The following is a 23436-nucleotide window of genomic DNA, read 5'->3' as shown; positions in this document are numbered from 1 at the left end:
TCAGCTACCTACTTCGCAAGGATTTGGGAAACGTTGACCGTAGCGCCCAGCCATCCGCGATACCTGTCGACAGCAGGTCCGCTGGTGAGCTTGTAGGTGAAGCGAACCTCCGCCCCACCGCCGTTGATTGCGCAACCGATATTGCTGGCGCCATTGGCGGTCTCAACGTGCCACGTGCACCCCGTGATGCGGTAGCCGGGCTCAGCAGGGAAAGTATCGGCATAGTCCGCCGAATGCTCCGCAAATACGACCGGGTGATCGTCCTTGGTTTTGTCCACCGTATACGACCGCTCGATCAGCTTCGGCTCGACGAGCTGCGACACCGGGACGTTCACGATGAGCCGACGGTCTTCGGGCAGAAGCGTATGGATCGCTTCGGCGAGGATTTCGGGGATCTTCACGCCGGCATTGGCTTGCGTCTGCACATGCGTGGAATTCAGCCTGCTCCAGTTCTCAAACGAGATCGTTGTCTCGACCCACTTGGTCCAGCAAACAGACGGCTGCGGAATGGCCGCGATCATGCTGTACAGGGGGCTTGCAGTAATCACAGTGGCGGGAATGATGAAGTTGACGCCAGAAACATCCGCCTCGTTCCACTTGACGATGCCGCCAACTGCGATCCCTAGCAGAGCGCCGAACTCGTTGAATGCGGGGCCACCGCTGTTGCCGACATTCATGACCGTGTCGGTTTGCCAGCGACCATTGGGGCTAGTCTGGTTGCTTATCAGACCGCTCGATATGCTCAGATCCAGATCGAGTGGATAACCGAGCAGATAAAGCTGAGTCCCCATCGGGGCCTGCTGGTTGTCATCGATCACGGGCATTGGACAACGAGAGGCGCCTCCGCTGTTTCCGGCGGGCTGCGACAGCTCGAGAAGAGCCAAGTCTCTGGCATCGTCGCGATGAACCGCAGTGACCTTGATCGGGTTCGCATTGCGTGACCCGAGACGGGCATTGACTTCGAAGCTCTTATAGTTCTCCTCGCGTCCGATCACATGGCTGTTGGTCAGCACGAGGCTGTCGCCGATGAGCAGCCCGGAGCCGCCGCCGACTTCCTGCTTGTCGTTGTACATCACGCCAACGAACTGGACATGAACCGTCCTGACGTTGTAACGCGCAGCGATTTGCACTGCCGCGCGATCCGCCTGCGCGGGAGCGCTCATGGATACCAAAAGACCGAGTGTCAGGACGGATAGAATGTCCTGACAGCGGCGATATCGAGAGGGCTGAGCTGTCCGTTTCCGTTCCATGCTGGATTACAATAGTTCATTATGGAATTGGGGTCGTACTTGGTGACTTTGTAATCGCCGACCGAGCCAGAAGCTTTCTCGTTCCGGCACTGCTCCGGCGCATCGTCGCGGTTCTGTTCATGCGTGAAACCAAGAGCATGTCCGAACTCGTGGACTGCAACCGCACGAATGCAGAACTCGCGTCTATGTCGACAGCCTTTGCTCCAATGATCGAAACTGAAATTGAGAGTCATGCCCGATGGCTTGCCGTCGAGATACTTGCCGACGACGTCGGTGTGGGCGCCTTCATCAGCGACCCGCACGTGCACACCTGGCGCGCCGCCCGTGCAGGACGGCCAAGTCTTCGCAAACCACACGCCACCTTGCGCCGCACTCTCCCACGTGTCCGCAACCGCTTTTCGAACCAGATCGGCATAGTTTTGATCTTTCGGCTGCAGGTTTTCCCAGCAGACCGGTATCTCTTTGATGTCCCATTTCGAGCCGCGAATGACCGTGCCGTACAGCTCCATTTCGGAGACTCCCGAAGGAAGCGCAGGCTGAGCGTTCGCCTCCCAGCAGAACAAGAGGACGAGCAACAGAACGAGTCTGGGCAGCCACAGGCGAAACATTTTCCTACTGCGTCGGTGTTGGGGTCGGCGGGAACACAGGCACCGGCGCCACAATGAAACCATTTGTCCGAGGCCCACCGCCCGTACGGCGCCCGGTGGATCCGGCTCCTCCGGGGAATTCCTGCGACTTTTCTCCTCCCGGCGAAGGTGCGGTGTAAATTGGATTGTCCTTTGATCCAAGCGGCGGCGTCTTGGCCGCATAGCCGGCGGACCCGGATTTGGCCGCGTTCGCAAGAACGGCATTCGGACCGTTGATGTAGATTCCGAGATTACTGAACTGCTGAGCGGAGGCCGACGCCTGGACTGCAGCAGGCGTCCAGCGCGACGAAGTGAGAGAGTATTTTGCCTCGACGCCGCCAGTAACCTGGACTGAAAACGTGTACGTCATTTGCGCTGGCTCCGCGCTCTCCGAAGGCATGGCCGGCGTGAGATTGTTGGCGGCTATGAGGATCGCGTTGTCCCGTAACCAAGCTGCGAGTGGCTTGGATGCATCGACAATGATGCGCTTGTAGGCGGCGCGGTCCGGATACTTATCCTCGGCGAGTCCCTCGAGCTCGATCAGGTCCGCAGGCGTTCCTCGATAGCAGCCACGCTCATACATTGCTGGATCCGCCGACGCCGGCGTCGTATCGGACGCAAGCTGGGCGTTCTGCTTCATCAGAAATGACCAGATCAGGTCATAGGTATCCTGGGCTGAAGCAGTGGGGCCCACATGGGTCACCTCATTACTGGTCGCGCTCACAACCCGTTTGTAATCGAATGCTGTACCGGATCCGAGCCCGCCCGTATCGGTCACCTTCAACTCCAGGAAGAACGTGCCGTACAGGAACGGGTCGATGTCAAAATGAGCATACCTATCGAACGCCTCTTCAGGGCGCCTCTTGTAGATCTTCAGGTATTCCTTTCGCCTCTCGCGTTCGATCTGGTAGAAAGTCACGACCTCACACCTGATCGATTTCAGAAAGTACGGCAGCTCACCCGCCGTGATCACGCCTGTCTGCGGGTCATGAATATGATACAGGCTGGTGCACCCGCCCATGGCAAGGCAAATGCCAATGCCAGCCGCGGCTCGGCTGAATATCCACATATGAACGCCCCCCGTCCGCGTGCCTGAGCACCCGCGGATCTCCCGTCCACATTGAAAAACAGTCCGTATGGGTTCGTCAATAGCATCGTGACAACAATGCAGCTTTTCGTTGTCCCCGCTCGGTTTTGCGCAGATTTTCACTGCGGCCGTACACTTCTGCGAAAGCGGGTCGGTGGTGGCGGCTCGGCACCGGCCGATGAAGTGTGAGCAACTCGTCGAGCCGATTGCAAAATAGTCGGCGCACAGACCGATGAGCCAGCGGTACAGCAGGTTGTACCGCACCTGCTCCATCAATGGCCGTTCGAACGGACGCTGTAGAACACCTGCAACAACATGGCCCGCAGCAGTTTCTCCAGCGCAATGCTGGGGCGACCGCCTTTGCACCGCAGGCGTACATGCCGGAAAACAAGCCGTCTAGCCGCACCAGCGCTTCATCGACCATCAGCCGGATCGGGCGCAGTGGATGATCGGCTGGAACGAAATCCTCCAACCGCTTCATCGTGAACAGCTGCTCCATGAACACATCGCTCCCAGGCATCGAACCGCCTCGCCAAGGTGAATCAGTAGTGTATCTTTGGCGTAGGTATTTCAGCAGCCTGCTAGGCGCCCGCCGCCACGTGCGGGCGACGCCCGCATCAACCGGCCGGCAGATGCGCAGAGGGCAACAAGCGCGCCTGACGCAATGCCTCCAGATCAGCAGAGCCGGTGCAGAAGCAGGCGACGGCCAACTGGCGGATGACGATCTCGAAATGCGCGACAACCGCCTCGGTGGACACCGTCGCCGCGCGCAGCACGCCGGCCGCCTGCCCGGCGATGTCCGCGCCCAGGCGGATGGCCTTGGCCACGTCGACCCCGTCGCGGATCCCGCCCGACGCGATCAGCTTCACCGTTGGCAGCGCCCGACGTACCGCCTGCACGCTGGCCGGGGTCGGAATCCCCCAATCGGCAAACGCCATCGCCACTGCACGGTCGGCGGCATCGCGGGCGCGCTCGCCCTCCACCGCGGCCCAACTGGTGCCGCCGGCGCCGGCGACATCGATCACCGCCACGCCCGCCTCGACGAGCGCACAGGCCACCGAGGCGGAGAGGCCCGACCCCACTTCCTTGGCCACGATCGGCACGCCCACGCTGCGCGCGGCGCGAGCGATCTGCGCCAGAACGCCGCGCCAATCGCGGTCGCCCTCCGGCTGTACCGCTTCCTGCAGCGGATTGAGATGGACGATGAGTCCATCGGCCTCCAGCGCATCCACCGCCCGGTGCGCCAGGTCCAGGCCGTCGGCCTCGCGCAGTTGCGCGGCGCCGATATTGGCCAGCAAGGGAATGTCTGGGGCGAGGCGGCGCAGCGCGCGCGTCAGCCCCTGGCAGTTCCGGGATTGCAGGCTCACGCGCTGCGAACCGACGCACATGGCGATCCCCAAGGCTTGCGCTGCCTCGCTCAGATGCCGGTTGATGGCCTCGGCGCGTGGCATGCCGCCGGTCATGGAGCTGATCAGCAACGGCGCGCGCATGGTCTTGCCCAGCAGCGAGGCGCGCAGCTCGATCTGCGTCAGGTCCAACTCGGGCAATGCGCAGTGTTCGAACCGGATGTACTCCCAGCCGGCGGCGACCGTGACCGGCGCCGTTCGCCGATCCAGCACGATGTCCAGATGGTCATCCTTGCGCCGGCGCAGGGCGGTATCGCTCATGCTCGCTCCATCCGTCGCATCGTGCGACGGCGTTGCGTCGGATCGGACCGACGGCAGCGCGCGCACGCCGCCGCCTCCCGCGCGTTCAGGCCGGCGCACGCTGGCCTCCCCCCGCAGCGTCGCTGCGGTAGCGGCTGGTCGAGGTCCGGTAGTACTGCGCGCTGATAGCCGCCATGGCCTCGATCAACGGTCCCCACGGCGCGGGAAAGCGTTCTTCCGCCATCACCCGGTGCAGCATGCGCGTATGGCCGGCCAGCTCGTCGTTGAGGAATTCCACCACAGGCATAGCCGGATAGCGCTGCAGCAGCAGGATCGCCGCGTTGTCGGCCTCGCCGGCCGACCTGTCCTTGTCGCGTCCATGCAGATCGTTCTGCAGGCGCCCTATCGCGGAGATGAGCCGCAGGACCTGGCGAAACGCCGGACGCGCGCGCAAGGTCGCCATGTCCAGCCCCCACAGCAACGACAGGCAACAGAACACGTTCGCGTAGGCGATCGAATCGATGCCGTTGTGCAGGTACTCGGCGTAGGACCAGCGTTCCGCCCCTCCCGCCTGCGCGCGTCCGGCGCGCAGCGCCGCGCAGTAGCACCGGGTATCCTCGAGAAGCTGAGCATAGTCGCGACGATCGTAGGCGAGCGCGGCCAGCGAAGCGCGCAGCACAGCGCAGCCCTCGAATCCGGGGAGCGCGCACGGCACGCCCTGCCCCAGCGCCTGCTCCACCGCGGCGAGCTGCTCCGGCGCGATCAGGCCGAGGTCGTTGCAATCGTCGAGCCAGAACAGCAGCGCCAGTTCGCGATAGAACGCCACGATCAGCGTTTCGTCCTGCGGATCGCGGCCGGTGCGGACGCTGGTGTCGCGCAGGCTCGGGTGGATGCGCTGCAGGATGTACTGGCCGCCCCTGACCGCTTCCACGGCATGCTCGTCGGCGAACCCGGTCAGGGAACGCCCCCACTCCAGCACCTGCTGTAGCGCGCGTTCGGTCTGGATCATGGCGCCGCTCCTGCTCCTTCGGCCAGGACGCGCCGCCCCCAACGAAGCGCCAGCCACAACCCGGCGAGTTCGGCCAAGCGCACGACCCGGGTGGGGCAATACAGTTCCTTGCCGATCCACAGCGGCGTCCGCGGCAGTGCATGCGCCGCATGGCGGGCCAGCATCCACTCCAGCGCACGCGCCACCGCCTGGGCGATGCGCCGGCGCCCTGTCGGCTCTTCGCTCCTGTCCATCACGTGCAACGCGAACAGCGCATAGGCGGTTTCCTCGAATGTGGACGCGCGACCGGCACCCCAGCCGCCGTCGTCGCGCTGCGCCTGCAGCAGCGCCGCCAGCGCGCGCTCGTCGCGCCACTGGGGCTTGCCTTGCGCCAGCGCAGCGACCGCATGCGCGGTGGGATACAGCCACGAAACGTGCCATTTTTCGTTGTCCCATAGACCGTGCGGGTTGCGATTGGCCTCGACGTAGGCGCTGGTGCCGGCGGCGGGCTTTCCCAACAGTCGCAACGCATGCAGGGCATGGATGTTGGTCGACACCGAGGCATTGCGCTCGCCAGGGAAGGTGACGAACAGCTCGCCGATTTCGAAATGGCGCAATGCATCGACCGCCGCGTCGCGGCCTGCAAGGCGCAGGACGCACAACGCAACGGCGGTGTCGTCCGCATCGGCCGCGAAGTGCAAGGCCGGGCCCAAACCGCGCACGCCCAGGCGGGCGTCGAGCTGCGCGGCGATCACGCGCACCGCCTCTTCGAGCGCGGGATGCGCGAACAGCCCGGCCAGATGCAGGGTGTACAGCGACCAGCATGGCTCGAACACATTGATCGGCCAGACGTTGGGAACGATACCTTCGATGCCGCTGCGCGTCGCCCGCGACGCCGCCTGCAGATACGCGTCGGCGCGCCCGACTTGCGGTGTGCTCCCCTGTGTCACGGCGTGCGCACGCCACGCGGCGGTGGCCGCCGGACTGATGCCGATGCTGCCGTCGTGATCCGGGCATGCGGTGGTCGGCGACGTCCCCCAGGCTTCCCAGGAGTGCAGCAACGGATGGCCGCTCGGCAATTTCGCCACCGCCCGCAGCTTGACCAGGCGCGCTTGCCGCAACGGCAACAGCGCCGGGTGGCGCGGAAACGCCACGCCGCCCAGCAAGGATGCGGCCTCGCCGCAAAGCTGCGGCAGGATCAGCTCCGCGCCGATCGGCGCGTCTTCCGGCACCGCATGCGCGTAGGGATCGGGCTGGCGCTCGAGGAACCGGGTTGCAGCCTGGACTGCGTCGGCAGCGCCGGGAAGAGGATCGGCACGGTGCAATGCCAGCAACGCCGCCCACGTGGGCGCATGGCGGAACAGCGGGAAGTCTGCGCTTCCCCATCCGCCATCGGCCTGTTGCTGCGCGATGAGCCACGCGTATGCGTCCTGCCGACCGGTGACGTTGCCGTGGAACTGCAGAGCTCGCGCCGTGTCGTAGACGGACGGACCGACGCTGCCGCCGTCGCTCATCTCGCTCAGCAGGTGGCGCAATTCGAAAAGGATCTGTTCGGACAGCGCGTTCACGCGGGATGTTCCTTCTGCAGACGGTTGACGAGAACCAGGATCGAGCAAACGCCGCGCACGGCGCCGCAGGCCCGTCGCGGCCCGGCGCATGGGCAGCGCCGGACGGCCGCCCTGCTCCGGCGCGGCGACGCGCCCCGATGCTGGCGCCGGTCCGCCGCACAGGCTTGCGCGCAGCGCGCCGTGAGCGCCGCGGCCCGTGCTGGGCAAGCGCTGCGATCGGCGCCGCGGACTCGCACACAGTGCAGCATGGACCGCTGCTGCCGGCCGATCGCAGCGGCACAGGGGCGACTCCATGCGGACGGGCGCGCTCATGCGCATGGCGCGTGCTTGAACAGATACGCGTTGGCCCGCTGCAGCATCTGCGCCAACCGTTCCGCACGCGGCCCCAGCGGGGCGATGGCCTCCCCGGCGTCGCGCAACAGATCCAGCGCGAACTGGCGCGCTGCCTGCAGCCCCATGATCGACGCGCAGGTCGGCTTCTGCGCCGCCGCGTCCTTGCCGGGGGTCTTGCCCAGCGTCGCGGTATCCGCTGTCGCGTCGAGAATGTCGTCGACCACCTGCAACGCCAGGCCGAAACAGGCGCTGTAGCGATCGAGCGCACAGTACAGCGCAGCGTGCGTGGCATCCTCCGCGATGGTGCATAGCGCGCCCATGCGAACGGACGCGCGCACTAGCGCGCCGCTCTTCATCCGGTGCATCGCCACGATCCTGTCCAGCTCGACGTGCTTTCCAACCAGCGACAGATCCATGGCCTGCCCGCCTGCGGCACCCTCGGCCGACACCGCCTGCGCCAGTTCGCGCACGAGCGCGATACGGTTGTCGCCCGGCGCATCCAGGCTCGCCAGGGTCAGGAAGGCGTGCGCCTGCAGCGCATCGCCGACCAGGATCGCAGTGGCTTCGCCGAACTTGACGTGCACGGTCGGAAGGCCGCGGCGAAGCACGTCATCGTCCATCGCGGGCAGGTCGTCGTGGACCAGGGTACAGGCGTGCATCATCTCGATGGCGGCGCCGACGTCGTCGAGCATGTGCGCCGGCGTGTCGGCCAGTGCGCCGGCAGCCAGACAGAGCAAGGCGCGGGTGCGCTTCCCGCCTTGCAAGGTGGCGTAGCGCATCGCCGCCATCAGCTCGGTCTCACCGTCGTCTTCGGCGCAGAGAAGACGCGCCAGCGCCTGTTCGACCCGCTTTGCGCCGTCCTGCATCCAGATCTCCGGCGGCAGCCTGCCGGATGCGCCGCGCGCCTGCGCGCCCAATCCGCCGAGCGCGGAAACGCCAGTTCGGTCGTCGTGTAGCGTGGAACCGGTCTGCATGCTGTTCATGTCCTTGTACCTGACAGGGGACGGCCACGGCGAGCGGCGAGCCGCCGCGGTGTTGCCAGCGTCGCACCGAGCGCGCGCGCCGAGTCCAGCAATGCCGCGCGTCGCCGGCGCCGCTGCCTCGCCACACGGGGCATGCGATGCCAACTCATGAGAATCCGATGCGGACTGTCATGGACGGATGTGCGGTCGGGTAATAGCGCCGGCCTTTTTCGACGCCGCTCAGCAACCGCGGCCGCACCCCGGCCTTGTGCATGGTCAGTGCCAGGGCGATGCAGAACTGCACCAGTTCAAGCCATACCAGGTGGTAGCCGATGCAGACGTGTGGGCCGTTACCGAACTGCAGCATGTCCACCGGCCGGATCGGCCCCGTGCGTTGCAGCCAGCGCGTCAGGCGGAACTGATCAGGCGCCTCGTGCCGGAGCGCCGAGGTCGAGAAATGCAGCAGCGGGATGCACAGATGGGTGCCCGCGGGAATGCGCCGTTGGCCGAGTTGCAATTCCTGTAGCGCGCGACGCAGCACGAGCGTGGTCGGCGGATGCACGCGCAGCGTCTCGCGGAACAGCGCCTCGGCGACCGGACACTGCGCCAGATCCGCGTGCCGGGTCGGCACCGCACCCACGCGTTGCGCCTCCTCGACCAAGGCATCCCACAGCACAGGCTGCCGCGCCAGCTCGATCACCATCCAGGCCATCGTCGAGGCGGTGGTGTCGTGACCGCCAAGCAGCAGCAAGCGGATATTGGCGACCAGGACGTCATCGGAGAGCGCATCGTCGCTGCGATCGAAGGCGCTCACCATGTCGTTGATCAACCCGGTGCGCGCGGCATGCGCGCGCGCGTCGCGGACGAACTGGCGCAACTGCGCGTCGATCCAGTCGCGGGCGGCGCGGCCGCGCCGCAAGGGCAGTCCGGGCAGGTCGACCGGAGGCGCGACGATCAACTGCAGCAGTTGCCGGTACTTGCGATACCATCCCGGCAGGTCCTGCGCGGGGATTCCCATGAAGCTGAAGATGAGCTTGAGCATCAGGTCGCCGGTTTCGCGCAGGATGCTTACCTCGCCGCGGTCGCACCACGCCTGCACCCGCGCCCGGATGACGGGCGCGAACAGGTCGCCGATGCCGGCCTGGGTCAGCCCCTTGGGCAGGAACGCCGCCTTGATCGCATCGCGCGCCTGCCGGTGCGCGCCGCCGTCCTGGGCGACCAACGTTCCGGCAAGCAATTCGGGCGCGATCTCTTCGATCAGCGCCGAGGACACGTCCTTGTGCCGGAGCAGTGCAAACGCATCCGGATCCACGCAAGTCATCAGGTGTCCGGCAGGGCCGAAATCCAGCCAGAAGTGGCTGCCCAGCGTCCGTTCCGCGCGCCGCAGCAGGCGCGGCAGGTCGCGGACGATGGCGGGAAGATGCCCGACCAGGGGGAAAGCGCCGGGCACAACAGGGATGTCGTACCGCAGCCGGTGCCGACGAGCCAGAGGGTTGAGCAGCATGTCCATCAGCAGCGCGGCGCCGCAGGCGTTTCGGCGGAGTCGCCGGCAGGCCGCGCGGCGCGGCTGTTGCCACCGTCGGCGTACGTCGGCACATGCGCCAGCATGCCGCCGTCGATGCACACGACCTGGCCGGTGATGAACGCAGCATCGTCGGAGAGCAGGAACGCCACCAGCGCGGCCACGTCCTCGGGGCGGCCGACGCGCGGCAGGAGCTGGTGCCGGCGCAGATGCCGTTGCATGCTCTCGTCCAGCTTGGCGAGGAGACGCTCGGTCATGATGAGACCCGGCGCAACCGCGTTGCAGCGGATCTGCGCATGACCGTACTGGGTGGCGAGCGAGGCCGACAGCATGTTCATCGCCGCCTTCGACGCGGCGTAGGACGTCTGCGCAGTGTCGCCGCTGAGCCCCTGGCACGATGACATGTTGACGATCGCGCCACCGCCGCGGGCGATCATCCGTGGGATGGCCTGCCGGCAGCAGAGCAGCGTGCCGCGCAGATTGGTCGCCATGGTCTGATCCCAGACCGCCAGGTCCAGGTCGAGGATCGCGCGATCGCGCGGGGTCAGATGCATGGCGCTCGCGTTGTTCACCAGCAGGTCGACCCCACCGAAGTGCCGCTCCGCCGTCTCGAACAGCGCTGCCACCGCCTGCGCATCGGCGATGTCCATGGCCAGGGCCAGCGCGTGGCCCGCTTCGGCGGCGATTTGCGCCGTGCAGGCGATGGCCGCCGAGCCATCGATGTCGGCCACCACCACTCTGCCGCCCTCGCGCGCGATGGCGAGGGCGCATGCCCTGCCGATGCCGGCGCCGGCGCCGGTCACCACGGCCACCTTGCCTTCAAACCGTCCCATCGTATCCTCGCGGATTGCGTTGGTTTTTCGCGGCATGCCGCTCGGCCTCCGCCGGAGAAGGCGCAGGGTCGGCGCTGGCGCGCTTGTCATCGCCAGCGTCGCTTTCGATGACCCGAATGGCAGCGACCGGGCACTGGCTGGCCGCGAGCCGCACGACGGCGTGCAGCGCCTGCGGGACCGTCGCCACGCACACTTCGGCCACCCCGTCCGGTTCGCGCTGGCGAAAGGTGCCCGGCAGCGTCAGCACGCACTGCCCGGTGGTTCCGCACAGATCCTGGTCGACCACGACCCGCATCTCAGGCCCCCCCCTGCGCATGCAGCCGCACGGGCAGCGCGCGGAACGTCCTAAGGAACGCGGAGGGCTCCCGGGTCGGCTGCTCGGCCAATGCCAGCGTGGGGAAGCGCGCCTGGATCCGCGGCAGGCTCTCGGCCAACTCGATCCGGGCCAGTTGCGCACCGGGGCAGAAGTGGATGCCGTGGCCGAAGCTCAGCATGATCTTCCCGTCAGTCGACATGCCAGGATTGGTGCCGTAGAACCGCGCGGGATCGAAGCGGTCGGGATCGGCGAAGGCGTCCGGATCGCGATTGCCGGCCGCGATCAGCAGGCGCACGTCCGCGTCCTTCGGGATCACCACGCCGCCCAGTTCGATGTCGCGCTGGGTGATACGCGGAGTGGCGCTGAACAGGACGGGCGCGTCGCAGCGCAGGACTTCTTCGACGAATGCCTTCACCCCCGCAGCGTCTCCCTGCAGCCAGTGCCGCTGTTCGGGATACGCCAGCATCGCCAGGACTGCGTGGTCGATGGTCGCAGCAGTGGTGGTGAAGCCGCCCAGCAACATGCCCCACAGCATGCTGATCAACTCCGCATCTGACAGCGTGTCGGCATCGTCGTCGTGTGCGCCGACCAGCATCGACACGATGTCGTGGCGGGGATCGGTGCGCTTGCGCTGTATGAGGTCGCCGAAGTAGGCCTGTAGCCTGGCGCTGCCCGCGTCCGCCGCGGCGAGCTGGGGATCGCTGGCGTGCGGGCTCAGGCCTTCTACAATGGCGCCGATGTCGGCTCCGAGCCCGAACATGTCGTCCTGGGGCAGGCCGAACAGTTCGGCGAAGACCAGCATGGGCAAGGCCAGCGCGAATTCCCGATGCAGGTCCACCGCCTCCCCGCGCTCCAGCGCGGCCGCCATGCCGTCCAGACGCGCTGCGACGATGCGCGCGATGCTCGGCCGCAGGTTGTCGATCTGGCCCACGGTGAAATCGCGAGAGATCAGCCGGCGCAGACGCGTATGCGTCGGTGGGTCCTTCATCGCTATCGTGGACGCCATCAGATTGAGCGACAGGCTGTTCGCCGCACGCGGGATATAGCGCGCCAGTTCGCCCGGCGCAGGTCCCCGAAACGCATCGCCCGTGGCCTTGAGCGCCCAGTAGATGTCGGCGTGGCGGCTCAACAGAAAGATGCCCGAGGCCGCGCGATGCACCGGATCGTGCTCGCGCAACCACCGCATGAACGGATACGGGTCGTGGATACACGCTGGCGACGCCAGTTCGGCGAAGGCGTCCCGGCCTGCCGTGGTTTCTTGCACGTCCATCTTAGTTACCTGTTGGCTGGCTGATCTGACCGGCGCGCACCAAGCGCGCCGGCAAACTGCGCAGAAGATCGCGATTCCCGGCGGCGTCCGCGCATCACCAGAGCACCGGCAACTCCTCGAACCCGCCAGTGATGATCTCCTTGCGCAACTTCAGTTCTTCGGGCGCCACGGCCAGGCGCAGCGCGGGAAAGCGCTGGAAGATCGAACCGAGCACCACCTTGAGTTCCAGCCTGGCCACCGCCAAGCCGATGCAGTGGTGCGGCCCGTAGGAGAACGCCAGGTGCGGCTTTTCATCGCGTCCGATGTCGAAGATTTCCGGGTCTTTGAAATGGCGCGGATCGAACGACGTCGCCGGCAGGCCGACCAGCACCTTGCTCTCCGCGGGAATATGCACGCCCGCGATGGTCACGTCGGTCCTCGGATAGCGCATGATGCCGTCCCAGCCCGCGCCCGGCGGGTACATGCGCAGGATTTCCTCCACCGCCTTGTCCACCAGGGATGGATCGCCGACCAGGCGTTCGCGCTGTTGCGGATGGCGGAACATGGCCAGCAGGCCGAATTCGAGCTGCGCGACGGTGCTCTCGTGCCCCGCCACCAGCATGCCCGCCGCCAGGCCGATCGCCTCTTCCTCGGTCGCCTTGCCCTTGTCGACCGCCGCGAGCAGATCCGTCAGCAGGTTGTCGCCCGGATCCTGGCGCTTGTCCCGCATCTTGCCGCGAATGTAGGCGCGCAATTCTTCCCAGGCTAGGCGCGAGGCGCTGCGCGGGCCGCTTTCATGCTGGTGCGTCATCACCTCGTCCGACAGCCCGGCGAAAAAGGCGTGATCCTCGTAGAGCACGCCCATCAGCGCGCTGATGACCATGGCCGGAAGTGGAAAGCAGAGGTGGCGTCGCAGGTCGGCGGGCTGGGGCTGGGCCGCCAGCGTCTCGAACAGCTGCGCGGCGATTGCATCGACCTGCTGCGCGAGCAGCTTCACCCTGAGGTCGCTGAAGGCCGGCGCCACGATCGTGCGTAACCGGGCATGCTCGCCCCCCTCGTGGGAGACCAGCCACCCCGGCGAACCGAGCATCACCGAATCGGGGGTGAATGCCGCCGGCGGCATTCCGGCGGGCCGGAACGCCGCGTCGGACAGCACCGCCTTGGCCTCGTCGTAGCCGGTCACCCACCAGCCTTCGTGCCCGGACGGGAAGCGCACGCGGTGGATCGGAGCGTTGGCGCGTAGTGCCAACATCTCGGGCGAGGGCTCAATGTGATCGACGCGCCACATCGGCAGCGTCGGCAAGGGTTGTTCGGACATGGTGGCACTTCACTCTCTAAGCGATGGAAGGGCGGAAGGTGACCGGCAGGCGCCGCGGGCAGCGGCTTCACGCGCGCTTGCGTTCAGTTCTGTTCGTCGACGATGATCGACGGGGAAGGCGGCCGGACCCTAGGGCCTCAAGGTGGCTTTAGCCAACTACCGAATCTTGTAGTTGCGCCCTAAGCTAAACGCCTGGTGGCGCAAAAAAATATGCGGAAAACTTTGTCGCCACGCGCTGCCATACGGAAACCTATTTCCGATGGGCATCCGCCTATGTTGGTTGGCTACATGCGCGTGTCGTCGGACTCCGACCGCCAGAGCACGGAGTTGCAGCGCGATGCGCTGCTCGCCGCCGGAGTTGATCCGCGTCACCTGTTCGAGGATCACCCCTCGGGCGCAAAGGATGACCGCACCGGCTTGGCGCGAGCGCTCGAATTCGTCCGGCCCGGCGACGTGCTGGTCGTGTGGAAACTCGACCGGCTTGGCCGCCCCTGCCGCTCCTGCCGCTCCTGCTCGCCATCGTGACCTCGCTCAAGGACAATCGGGTGGCGTTCCGCTCGGTGACCGAGAACCTGGACACCACGACGCCCTCGGGCGAATTCCTGTTCCAGTTGTTCGGCGCGCTCGCGCAGTATGAGCGGCTTTGACCCAGGAGCGTGTCGTCGCCGGCCTGGCCGCCGCGCGCAAGTGCGGTCGGATCGGCGGCTGGCAGCAGGCGATCACCGGCGAGAAGCTGGACGCCATCATCGCCGCGCTGGATGGCGGCATGTCCAAAGCGGCAGTATGGCGCAACTTCGGCGTCAGGCGAACCACGCTGCTCGAGACCTTGGCGCGGGTCGGTTGGATGGGCTCCCGTGGAGCGTCATCGGGATGACGACCAAGAGCGAAAGCTTGACCGTCCTATCGGACGCCGAGCATGAAGCCCTGCACGGCCTGCCGGATTTATACCTGGCCTTGACCGAAACCGAACTGGCGCTTGCCAGCAGCCGCCGCAGCCTCACCGCACGGGTTTATTGCATCCTGTCCAAAGCCAACCATGCCTTCTTTCGCTTTGACTGGAACGAGGTCGAGGACGATTGCGCCTTCGTGCTGAGTCGCTATTTCCACGGCGATGGGTTCGAGCGCAAGCTGATCATCAAGCACGAACACTACAGCCAGCGCGAGCGAAACGCTGCGCTGTTCTGCTACTGGCCGGGGGCGGCTGACTTCCTGCAGCAGCTCGCGCAGCAAGCCGCGCAAATCGTTCGGCGCGACGTGACGCCAGGATTCGTCGCCGCCGAGTTGATTGGCTGGCTCAATGAGCACAAGACCATCCGGCCCGGCTACACCGCCCTGCAAGAGCTGGTCAGCGAAGCCCTGTCCGCCGAGCGTCGGCGGCTGGGCGGTCTACTGGCGAAAATGCTGGACGAACAGGCCAAGGCCGCGCTGAGTCACCTCTTGGTGCGCGACGAGACCCTGTCCCAATTGGCGGCACTCAGGCAGGACGCCAAGGATTTTGGCTGGCGGCAGATGGCTCGCGAGCGCGAGAAGCGCGCCACGCTGGAGCCGCTGCACGGGATCGCCAAGGCGTTGCTGCCCAAGCTCGGCGTCTCGCAGCAAAACCTTCTGTACTACGCGAGCCTGGCGAATCTTCTACACCATCCACGACCTGCGCAATCTGAAGGCCAATCAGATTAACCTCTATCTGCTGTGCTATGCATGGTGCGCTACCGGCAGCTCTCTGACAATCTGGTCGATGCGATGGCCTATCATATGAAGCACTTGGAAGACGAGAGCAGTGCGGGTGCAAGCAATCCTTTGTCGCGGAGCAGGTGCGCCGTCAGCAAGACACGCCACAGGTCGGTCGCCTGCTGTCGCTTTACATCGACGACAGCGTGCCCGATCCCACGCGTTCGGCGATGTACGCCAGCGCGCCTACAAGATCATGCCCCGCGATACGCTGCAAACCACGGCACTGCGCATGAGCGTGGAGTCGGTGAGCAAACTGGCTTTGCATTGGCAGGCGGTGGACGGCCTGGCCGAGCGTATCCGTCGGCATCTTCGACCGCTGTACGCCGTGCTCGATCTCGCCGGCACCGACCCGGACAGCCTGTGACTCGTGGCGCTGGCCTGGGCCAAGGGTGTGTTCGCCAAACAGCAGCGCCTATCGCAACGGCCGCAGATGTCCAGCAGCCACGCTGCCGAAACGCTTGCAGCCGTGCCTGCTGACCTTCGACGCTGATGGCAAGCCATCGGGCCTGCAAGCCGACCGCTACGATGCGCTGGCGGCCGAGCTGCAAGCGCAATGGCTGGCCTTCAACCGCGAGCTGAAACAGGGGAAGCCGATACACCTAGAATACGACAAGACCTCGCAGAAGCTGACTTGGCGAAAGCCCAAAGGCGAGAACCAGAAGACCCGCGACAAGGCGTTCTACGAGCAACTGCCATTCTGCGACCTGGCCGACGTGTTCCGCTTCGTCAACGGCCAGTGGCAATTCCTATCAGCGCTGACACCCTTGCAGCCGCGCTATGCAAAGAAGGTCGCCGACGCCGACAGCCTGATGGCGGTCATCGTCGCGCAGGCAATGAACCATGGCAACCAGGTCAGGGCGCGCGCCAGCGACATCCCGTACCACGTGCTGGACAACGCCTACTTGCGGGTCACCTGGGTAGCTTGGCCGGTCCCGGTTCTTCAAGCCCTTATCCTTTAGGGAGCGGGCCTCGCGCTGGGTCCACCCGACTGACCGTGCGCTATGGCGCTGCCCCATTCTCAAGCAGGCCCGCGCCTGACTTCGAGCCAGCCTCGCGCGAGTTCCTGTCCCGCCGAACCCGTGGCGAACCTTCCCAATTTGGCCCCATAGCGCGATTGGACAGCCGACAAGTACCGTGCTTTACCCGAGGCGAGCGGACGCCGCCGAACTGGATGCGCCGACCAGCAATCAAACTGACGCATACCAATCTTCCGGAAACGGAATGAACGGCCACGTCACATCGTTGTCGTTCGCGGCTGTAGGTTCTGTTCCTCGCGTTTGGGGATCGACCTGCCGGTCCTTCAACGCAAGATCACTTGGCGCGGTATCCGCCGCCAACCTGAAATCAATTCGCATACTAAGCTCCCGTATCGGAAGCACGTGTTCTATATGGTGGGATCCCCGAGAGAGGTAGCCCCTGTGCCGCTGAGCCAAAATGCGGCCCATCCGGGTTCTCGTCAGTTCAATTGTAGACCCGATCGAGGATTCGCTGCGGTCTCTTCCGATCACAAACACGTGCTGAGGCGCGATCGTCCCCGTAGGACGGGGCTGCGCCTCCTCGCCGAAGCAGAAAGTGAACCTTTACGCTGCCTGTCCAGGCCAATGGATATCCGGGATTTTGCTTGTCCCTCTCGGGGCTGGAACGCCGCCGCCCGCGCTTCATTTAAGCGGGCGGCATTTTAATGAGAACAGCCTAATTGCGAATTTCAAGGACGGTGGCCCAAATCAATGGCTGCGGCCTGTTTTGCATCGCCGAATTTGGTATCTATTCTGACGGAACAGGCGCCTATTCATTCCATTACCGGCCCCATCACGGCATCTGTCGGTGACTGAGAGCTGCTCGTGCTCCGCCCTTAGGCGAAGCCATCCCATGCTAACCAGAAAGAAACAAGTCATTCCCCTGACCGCTCGACGCGCTCAGTTGGCGGACGAAGCCCGCCGCTGCGCAGAGGCGGCACCGCCCGGAGCGAAGCGCGAAACGCTGCTCGCGGCGCGCATAAGCGAAACCGCCCTCCAGCTTCAGCATTGGATTAGCTCCCCAGGATTGAGAGCGCCGAGCTAATGACAAGGGCCGACCCAGTCGGCCGCCTCTTTTCTTTGGGCGTAGCTGTGACGGCTCGACTGGCACCAACCGGAGAAGGGGCGTAGTCGTCGGCCGGAACGATCCGATAGCCGGGCGATTGCTCCTTGAATTGGAGTTGCGTCATGCGTCGTGCGCAGTCGATCCTGCCGCTGGATCGGCTCGACCGGGCTGGTGCGCGGGGCGGAGAAGGAAGATAAGCCGGCAGCTTGAACCCGAGCGGCTTCGGGAGGTTAGCTCGGCGCAGCGCCATCCAACCGCGCCAGCCCAGCCTCGATCACGATGATATCTTTCTCGATCTGCTCGACAGTTGTCTGGAAATCAAAACCTGTACGTCCTTTTAGGCCCGCGGCCAGCTTCCGGCGCTGCATGTGCAAATCGTCGAGAGCCCTCCGGTCTTGCAGGCTAACGTAACCATCCACAATGAGTTCGATCGCACTTGGCATCCCCGACCGCAGTCCTTTATCAAATCGCCCGGCGAAACTTACCCCGGCGACGCCGTTCAAAACGGCATCTCTTCGCAAAGGAGGGCAAGGGGGCTGCACATTTCAATGGAAAGAGACCGGCTCCCATTATCGCAATGCCCATTGTTCATCCCTATTGAGATCAGCCCATGGGCTGCCTTCTATCACGCGCCGCTGCCCCAAAGAATTATTTAGAACCCAAACGCGAGACTGATTTGCTGCAGCATAGCTAACGCCCAATGCGGAGTTATATGACGGTTGGCCTCTTACGAGAGGTCCGGGCTCAGCCTTCCGCCGAAGGCATACGGCAGCAATCGCGGCCGTAATTTTTTCCAGTCGTCGAGCAAGGCCGGCAAGACCGACCGGGTCAAACCAGCATCGTCCATCAGGACCATCGGGATTACCGACGTCCCCATCAACCGCGCAAGACCTTCCTCACACTCGAGGATTGCGCTGATCACCAGCTCTCCGAGAGTTGGGCATGGACATCAACTTGCGCTGCAACACCACTTCAACGCTCAAGCCCAAGATCAATTGCAGTCGGATGTTTGCGGGCGGATGGTTTTTCTGTGTTAACACGCGTTCGACGGTGGTCGCACCTAAACCCTCCGTCCATATTCGGCACTGAAGATAGACCGCACACAATAGGTCATACACCTGTTTCTCAGTGACGGCCGGACCCGTGCTAAGTCGGTGCAAACCTTGTCCGATAGCGAAACAATCGCCTGAAATTCCAGAGTTTGGTGGTTCAGCGCGGAGCGAGATGAAATCGATTCCGCTTCTGAGATCCGGCTGGAGCCGGTGACCTGCTTCTTCAGAGCGGAGTGACCGTTGAACGTGTGGCCCAGCTCATGATCGAACAGGTGATCAATCGCTGCAAGAGCGATGTCAGAGGCGTACTTCGCGCGTGCTGGATCCCTCGGCTGCCAGTTGCGTGCGCGGTGGTCGTCAGATCACACGATTTGCCAACCCAGTTCGGCTCGAACCACCGACCTCCTGTTCCAAAGTCAAGAGCGTCGCCGCCCGTTGATTATCGAGTTGCAGAGCTGGCTGCGCGAGCAGCATGCCAAGCTCTCCAGGAACAACGACACGACCAGCGCGAACAATGCAAGCGGGGGCACGGCAGAGCCAGGCTCGCGCCTACGCCGCCCCCCAAGCTACTTGAAAAGTTAATTGGGGGCCGCCGGCTTCGCGGCCGATGGCGGGGTCGTCGACTCGGCTGCTGCCGGTGGAGAGCGGCCGACGATGACACTGAGCACGCCTTGGCCCCATAGCCGCCGCGCGACTTTCTCGGTGTCCTCCAGCGTCACGGCATCGACCAGGACGTTGAGCTTCTCGATATAGTCGATCGGCAGTTCGTCTAGCTGATATTGCAACAGCGCCTGGGCGAGCTTTGACGACGTATCGAGCATCAGCATCTGCGAGCCCTTCAGATACGACTGGGCCTCATCCAGCTCTTTCTGGGTCGGGCCCTCCTTGGCAATGCGGCGGATTTCCTTTTCGATCAGATCGAGGGTTTGGCCGGCACGGTCGGTGCCGGTGCCGGTACCACCGACAAACACCGCGGAGTGCTCCATCCAGAGCAGCGATTCATGGACCGAATAGGCCAGCCCGCGTTTCTCCCGGACCTCTTGGAAAAGTCGCGACGACAACCCGCCGCCGAGGATATGGTTGACGACGTACCCCGCCATGAAATCCGGATCATTGCGGCGGATGCCGGGACCGCCGAACTGCAGGATGGTCTGCGGCACATCGAGTGGAATGAAGGCGCGCTGCGGCGGCTTTGCCGCTAGCACATCAGGAACGGGCCTAAGGTTAGCTTTGGCGGGCAAGCTGCCAAACGTCTTGTCGAGCAGTTTGCCGAGCGTATCGGCGTCAATATCGCCGACGACCGCAATCCGCAGCGTATCCTTGGCGATCACGTGGCCGACATAGTCCCTCAGGTCGGCGACAACGATTCTTGGCACGCTATCCAGCGTTCCCCTCGATCCCCGGCCATAGGCATGGCCGCCGAACGCGATTTCGAGGAACTTTCGTTCGGCGAGCGCGCTGGGGTTGGTGCTGTCGCGGCGTAGCCCCGAGAGCACCTGGGCACGAATCCGCTCGACGTCGCTGGCCTCGAAATGCGGCGCGGTCAGCGCCATGCGCAGGAGATCGTAGGCCTCCTCCTTGTTGCCTTTCAGCATGCGCAGCGAGCCGCGGAAATGATCCCGGGTCGAGGAGAAGTTGAGTTCGATGGCGCGGCGATCGAGACGCTCGCGAAAGGTTTTGGAATCGAGGTCGGCGGAGCCTTCGTCGAGTAGATCGGCGACCAGATTGCCCACGCCGGGCTTGTCGGCCGGGTCCTGAGCCGCGCCGCCATCGAAGGCATATTCCATCGCGATCAGGGGAACGGTGGCGTCCTGAACGAACCAGGCCGCGATGCCGCCGGTGGAAACCACCCGCTGGATCTTTCCGGCGGCCTGAGACGGCGCCGAAGAGAACATCATCATCGCAACGCAGGCGCTGCCGATCAGCGCCGAGCGGCAGGTTAAGCGGTTGATCACGAGCGCTTCTCCTCGCGTTTCGGCGCGGCATCCTTGATGAGGTAGCCGGTCACCGAGCGTTTCTTGTCGAGCCATTTTTGTGCGGCTTCGCTGACCTGCGCGGCGGTGACCGCGCGAATGCGGTCCGGCCAGCTTATGATATCGTCGATGCTCAGCCCCGTGGTGAGCGCGCCGCCATACCAGCCCGCCAGCCTCTGCTGGTTGTCCTGGGCGTAGATCGCTTGCGCGATCAACTGCGTCTTGACGCGCTCGAGGTCTTCGCCGCGGGCCGGATTTTGCGCGATTTCGGCGATCACGCCATCGATCACGAGTTCGATCTGCGAAAATTCCACGCCGGGTTTCGGCGTCACTGAGATGGAGAACTGCGAAGCATCGAGCGCGATGTCGGCGTAGCCGGCGCGGGCAGAGACCGCGAGCGGGCGGTCGATCACCAGTGCCCGATACAGATAGGAATTGGAGCCGCCACCCATCAGTCGCGCGAGCACGTCGAGCGCCGGGCTTTCGCCGGCGGTCGCTGTGGCTGCGGAAGGCACGAGATAATAACGGCGCAACCCGGGCTGCTCGACTCGCGGATCTGACAGTGTCACGGTGCGCGGCGCCGCCGGGATGGGTTCTTGCGGACGCATGCGTTTGGCGGGGATCACCGGGTGCGCAGGGATATCAGCGAAATTCTTCTCGACCAGAAGACGGACTTCATTGGCGTCGACGTCGCCGGCGATGACCAGGATCGCGTTGTTTGGCGCGTAGAAGCGCTTGTAGAAGGCGAGCGCATCCTCGCGATCAAGTTTCGCGATCTCCTGGCGCCAGCCGATCACGGGCCGGCCGTAGGGGTGGTTGAGGTAGAGCGCAGCCATGATCTGCTCGGTCAACCGTGCATCCGGATTGTTGGCGACCAGCATGTTGAATTCTTCCAGCACGACGTCGCGCTCGGGCAGCACGTTCTCCTCCTTCAGGATCAGGCCGGTCATGCGGTCGGCTTCGAACTCCATCATCCGCGCGAGCTGCTCTCTCGGCACGCGCTGGAAATATGCGGTGTAATCGAGCGAGGTGAAGGCATTCTCGTTGCCGCCGACCCGCTGCACGGTCTGAGAGAATTCGCCGGCCGGATGGTTGGCCGTTCCCTTGAACATCAGATGTTCAAGGAAATGCGCCAATCCCGATTTGCCCGGCTTCTCGTCGGCGGAGCCGACCTTGTACCAGATCATCTCCGTCACCACCGGCGTGCGGTGATCGACGATCACCACAACTTGCAGGCCGTTCTGAAGCATGAAGCTCGCCGGTCGTTCCCAGGTGGGTGTGATCTGAGCAAGAACGCTCCTGTTCACAGGAACGTCCTGGGAGCTAGGATCCCGGCTATTTTCCGTTTTGTATTCGACCGTCAGCGCGGTACGCGCCATCAAGGCCAGGGCAAAAGTGACAGTGCCTAGCACCTTGATTGTCAGGGAGCTGGAATTCTTCATGTCATGGCCTTTGGTCACCTAGAGTTTCACGTTCTGCAGCGAACACCGACAAAGCAGTGAGCCGCACGCCGTTGGCAAGAAGCGGAGCAAAAGTCAGGCCAATGACCCGACGCTTCTGCGCACGGGCCGCTGCGCGGCCAACTGGACGCAAGCGAAGCGCAACGCCCGAAAGCCAACCCGCACTTGTTTGTTATCCTCCAACATGCTGCGAACACGACATTGCACACGAACCCGCACGACAATTCGCCGCCTCACGCTGGCCTCAATCCTGCGGAGCCACATGCCGCATCGAGGGCCGTTGTCCCACTTTTCTGAGACCCTACGACTTCGTTTCCGAAGGGCTCGAACGGCTCGTCGCAGGGAGCCGCACCAACGCTACTAGGAAAGGACTTCCACGCCTGTTTACGTGCAAGGCTTTCTCGCGCGTCAGGACACGAGCCCCAGCAGGTCGAGGAACTGACGACCTCGCTGAGGGGGATCATCGAGCAGCTCGGCGGCGACACGACAAGGTAATTGGAGCGTGCGCACCAGCTCAATAATCGGAGGTTTCGATGAATTCTCTTCGGGTCCAAGCCGCGCCGTCCCGGCATGCTTTACACGGGCGGCCCTGTCCACAGGCGATCCGCATCAGTGCTCGCTAGGATCATAGCTATCGATTGATGTCCGTAGTCCCGGATGGGTCCGCTTCACTACCACAGGTCCGGATCTATTCCTTCCACCCCATAGAGGGTAACCAGTAGATCCCGGTCGCTTCCATCGCGACCGATCGCACCGATGTTCGGCCAAATAGTCGCGCAGCGCATGCAGTTGCGAGGTCACCGTGCCGAACACCGCGGTTGGCCCTCTCGCGATCGACGCATACATTTTCTCGCTGCCGACATCGAGAAAGGCTGCACGCGGATCCAATACCGCCAAGTTACTCATTCGCGCCCTCATGTGCTTCTGCCGTCCATTCTAACGCGAAGTCCCGCCAGGAGGCCAAACGGGCTATGAAATTGCAAACCTCTCCAACGGGAAGCGCAATGCTCGCCATAATATGCAATCGCCAGCGATCGGAACCAACCTCAGGGCTGGGCAACGAGTGCATCAGAGGATCAGCGGCCATACTGCTCCCGACGGCCCTCCCCAGGCCAGGATGTCGAGTTCATGACCCGTGTGCAGCGCCGGTTCGGAGCTGGGGGCTGGTCTTTGGCTTGCGGAGAGATCGTCAACCGTCATGGTGAGGAGCGCCGCCTTCGGCGCGTCTCGGACCATGCGGGCCGAGCTCATCCGGCGAACTCGAACTATCATATGCGATAGCCCTGCCGGGAAGAGGGGCCGTTCAACGACGCACTTGGTTAAGTAGATTTCCTGAAGCGCCGGCACAGCGATCGTCCATGCACCGAAAGCAGCGCTCGCGTAGCGAAGTCACCCGGCTGAATTTCCATGGCTGCATCGTGTTCGGATAACAATCCTCCC

The 23436-nt window shown here is 64.3% G+C and carries 20 protein-coding genes and 2 pseudogenes; 4 read left to right on the top strand and 18 right to left on the bottom strand.

The features are described from left to right. Nucleotides 1–8: 8 nt before the first annotated feature. From AC0L3X_RS28690 to AC0L3X_RS28635, 12 genes and pseudogenes are all read right to left on the bottom strand, one after another. Nucleotides 9–1163, bottom strand: a complete 1155-nt coding sequence (locus AC0L3X_RS28690) for a S1 family peptidase (protein WP_439033996.1) — start codon at nt 1161–1163, stop codon at nt 9–11. Nucleotides 1164–1183: 20 nt separating this feature from the next. Then, a complete protein-coding gene (locus tag AC0L3X_RS28685) occupies nt 1184–1759 on the bottom strand; it encodes a M12 family metallopeptidase (protein ID WP_231144018.1) in 576 nt (191 codons plus the stop codon). Nucleotides 1760–3179: 1420 nt separating this feature from the next. Then, nucleotides 3180–3483 (bottom strand): annotated as a pseudogene (locus AC0L3X_RS28680) (transposase); the annotation flags it as partial. Nucleotides 3484–3580: 97 nt separating this feature from the next. Beyond that, nucleotides 3581–4630, bottom strand: coding sequence for a type 2 isopentenyl-diphosphate Delta-isomerase (fni, locus tag AC0L3X_RS28675; RefSeq protein WP_439033995.1), 1050 nt, complete (start codon nt 4628–4630; stop codon nt 3581–3583). A gap of 85 nt (nt 4631–4715) precedes the next feature. Further along, entirely contained in the window at nt 4716–5618 is a 903-nt protein-coding gene (locus AC0L3X_RS28670) for a terpene synthase family protein (protein ID WP_439033994.1), read from the bottom strand. Further along, nucleotides 5615–7165, bottom strand: coding sequence for a hypothetical protein (locus tag AC0L3X_RS28665; protein ID WP_439033993.1), 1551 nt, complete (start codon nt 7163–7165; stop codon nt 5615–5617). Before AC0L3X_RS28665 ends, AC0L3X_RS28670 begins: the two co-directional genes overlap by 4 nt. A 308-nt stretch (nt 7166–7473) precedes the next feature. Next, a complete protein-coding gene (locus AC0L3X_RS28660; protein WP_439035707.1) occupies nt 7474–8472 on the bottom strand; it encodes a polyprenyl synthetase family protein in 999 nt (332 codons plus the stop codon). Between the two features lie 154 nt (nt 8473–8626). Continuing rightward, the gene (locus tag AC0L3X_RS28655) at nt 8627–9970 is read right to left on the bottom strand and encodes a cytochrome P450 (protein WP_473317030.1); all 1344 of its coding nucleotides are present in this window, start codon (nt 9968–9970) and stop codon (nt 8627–8629) included. After that, nucleotides 9970–10815 (bottom strand): SDR family oxidoreductase, encoded by an 846-nt coding sequence (locus AC0L3X_RS28650; RefSeq protein ID WP_439035706.1) that lies wholly within the window; start codon nt 10813–10815, stop codon nt 9970–9972. The genes AC0L3X_RS28655 and AC0L3X_RS28650 overlap by 1 nt, the downstream gene beginning before the upstream one ends. Then, complete coding sequence (locus AC0L3X_RS28645; protein WP_439033991.1) at nt 10802–11110, bottom strand: ferredoxin; 309 nt, start codon at nt 11108–11110, stop codon at nt 10802–10804. Before AC0L3X_RS28645 ends, AC0L3X_RS28650 begins: the two co-directional genes overlap by 14 nt. A gap of 1 nt (nt 11111) precedes the next feature. Next, complete coding sequence (locus AC0L3X_RS28640) at nt 11112–12401, bottom strand: cytochrome P450 (protein WP_439033990.1); 1290 nt, start codon at nt 12399–12401, stop codon at nt 11112–11114. Between the two features lie 94 nt (nt 12402–12495). Continuing rightward, the gene (locus AC0L3X_RS28635) at nt 12496–13698 is read right to left on the bottom strand and encodes a cytochrome P450 (protein WP_439033989.1); all 1203 of its coding nucleotides are present in this window, start codon (nt 13696–13698) and stop codon (nt 12496–12498) included. A gap of 273 nt (nt 13699–13971) precedes the next feature. Here AC0L3X_RS28635 and AC0L3X_RS28630 point away from each other — a divergent pair, with 273 nt between their 5' ends. The 4 genes and pseudogenes from AC0L3X_RS28630 to AC0L3X_RS28615 form a co-directional block, all read left to right on the top strand. Further along, nucleotides 13972–14223 carry a recombinase family protein gene (locus AC0L3X_RS28630; RefSeq protein ID WP_439033988.1) on the top strand — a complete coding sequence of 84 codons (252 nt, stop codon included), beginning with the start codon at nt 13972–13974 and terminating at the stop codon, nt 14221–14223. After that, a complete protein-coding gene (locus tag AC0L3X_RS28625; protein ID WP_439033987.1) occupies nt 14220–14345 on the top strand; it encodes a recombinase family protein in 126 nt (41 codons plus the stop codon). The genes AC0L3X_RS28630 and AC0L3X_RS28625 overlap by 4 nt, the downstream gene beginning before the upstream one ends. Then, entirely contained in the window at nt 14342–14572 is a 231-nt protein-coding gene (locus tag AC0L3X_RS28620) for a hypothetical protein (protein ID WP_439033986.1), read from the top strand. The genes AC0L3X_RS28625 and AC0L3X_RS28620 overlap by 4 nt, the downstream gene beginning before the upstream one ends. Beyond that, nucleotides 14569–16331: pseudogene (locus AC0L3X_RS28615) on the top strand (DUF4158 domain-containing protein); the annotation flags it as partial. The gene AC0L3X_RS28620 and the pseudogene AC0L3X_RS28615, both read left to right, overlap by 4 nt. Nucleotides 16332–17301: 970 nt before the next feature. Here AC0L3X_RS28615 and AC0L3X_RS28610 read toward each other — a convergent pair. The 6 genes from AC0L3X_RS28610 to AC0L3X_RS28585 form a co-directional block, all read right to left on the bottom strand. Continuing rightward, on the bottom strand, nt 17302–17454 hold the full coding sequence (locus tag AC0L3X_RS28610; protein ID WP_439033984.1) for a hypothetical protein: 153 nt from the start codon (nt 17452–17454) through the stop codon (nt 17302–17304). Nucleotides 17455–17741: 287 nt separating this feature from the next. Then, the gene (locus AC0L3X_RS28605; RefSeq protein WP_425364268.1) at nt 17742–18014 is read right to left on the bottom strand and encodes a hypothetical protein; all 273 of its coding nucleotides are present in this window, start codon (nt 18012–18014) and stop codon (nt 17742–17744) included. Between the two features lie 224 nt (nt 18015–18238). After that, complete coding sequence (locus AC0L3X_RS28600; protein WP_231144009.1) at nt 18239–18433, bottom strand: hypothetical protein; 195 nt, start codon at nt 18431–18433, stop codon at nt 18239–18241. A gap of 708 nt (nt 18434–19141) precedes the next feature. Then, the gene (locus AC0L3X_RS28595; protein WP_439035705.1) at nt 19142–20464 is read right to left on the bottom strand and encodes a M16 family metallopeptidase; all 1323 of its coding nucleotides are present in this window, start codon (nt 20462–20464) and stop codon (nt 19142–19144) included. Nucleotides 20465–20514: 50 nt separating this feature from the next. Further along, entirely contained in the window at nt 20515–21786 is a 1272-nt protein-coding gene (locus tag AC0L3X_RS28590; protein WP_439033983.1) for a M16 family metallopeptidase, read from the bottom strand. 1278 nt (nt 21787–23064) lie between these two features. Beyond that, nucleotides 23065–23247, bottom strand: coding sequence for a hypothetical protein (locus tag AC0L3X_RS28585; protein ID WP_439033982.1), 183 nt, complete (start codon nt 23245–23247; stop codon nt 23065–23067). Nucleotides 23248–23436 lie beyond the last annotated feature (189 nt).

The organism is Bradyrhizobium sp. MI1.7, from assembly GCF_055811795.1.
This window is presented reverse-complemented; position numbering and strand designations above follow the sequence as displayed.

Bases quoted from the DNA above. Each gene is read 5' to 3' on its own strand.
- AC0L3X_RS28585 (WP_439033982.1), bottom strand. From the start codon at position 23,247: ATGAGCTCGGCCCGCATGGTCCGAGACGCGCCGAAGGCGGCGCTCCTC.
- AC0L3X_RS28655 (WP_473317030.1), bottom strand. From the start codon at position 9,970: ATGGACATGCTGCTCAACCCTCTGGCTCGTCGGCACCGGCTGCGGTAC.
- AC0L3X_RS28670 (WP_439033994.1), bottom strand. From the start codon at position 5,618: ATGATCCAGACCGAACGCGCGCTACAGCAGGTGCTGGAGTGGGGGCGT.
- AC0L3X_RS28635 (WP_439033989.1), bottom strand. From the start codon at position 13,698: ATGTCCGAACAACCCTTGCCGACGCTGCCGATGTGGCGCGTCGATCAC.
- AC0L3X_RS28650 (WP_439035706.1), bottom strand. From the start codon at position 10,815: ATGGGACGGTTTGAAGGCAAGGTGGCCGTGGTGACCGGCGCCGGCGCC.
- AC0L3X_RS28610 (WP_439033984.1), bottom strand. From the start codon at position 17,454: ATGCTGAAGCTGGAGGGCGGTTTCGCTTATGCGCGCCGCGAGCAGCGT.
- fni (WP_439033995.1), bottom strand. From the start codon at position 4,630: ATGAGCGATACCGCCCTGCGCCGGCGCAAGGATGACCATCTGGACATC.
- AC0L3X_RS28685 (WP_231144018.1), bottom strand. From the start codon at position 1,759: ATGGAGCTGTACGGCACGGTCATTCGCGGCTCGAAATGGGACATCAAA.
- AC0L3X_RS28590 (WP_439033983.1), bottom strand. From the start codon at position 21,786: ATGCTTCAGAACGGCCTGCAAGTTGTGGTGATCGTCGATCACCGCACG.
- AC0L3X_RS28630 (WP_439033988.1), top strand. From the start codon at position 13,972: ATGTTGGTTGGCTACATGCGCGTGTCGTCGGACTCCGACCGCCAGAGC.
- AC0L3X_RS28595 (WP_439035705.1), bottom strand. From the start codon at position 20,464: ATGATGATGTTCTCTTCGGCGCCGTCTCAGGCCGCCGGAAAGATCCAG.
- AC0L3X_RS28660 (WP_439035707.1), bottom strand. From the start codon at position 8,472: ATGCAGACCGGTTCCACGCTACACGACGACCGAACTGGCGTTTCCGCG.
- AC0L3X_RS28640 (WP_439033990.1), bottom strand. From the start codon at position 12,401: ATGGACGTGCAAGAAACCACGGCAGGCCGGGACGCCTTCGCCGAACTG.
- AC0L3X_RS28690 (WP_439033996.1), bottom strand. From the start codon at position 1,163: ATGAGCGCTCCCGCGCAGGCGGATCGCGCGGCAGTGCAAATCGCTGCG.
- AC0L3X_RS28645 (WP_439033991.1), bottom strand. From the start codon at position 11,110: ATGCGGGTCGTGGTCGACCAGGATCTGTGCGGAACCACCGGGCAGTGC.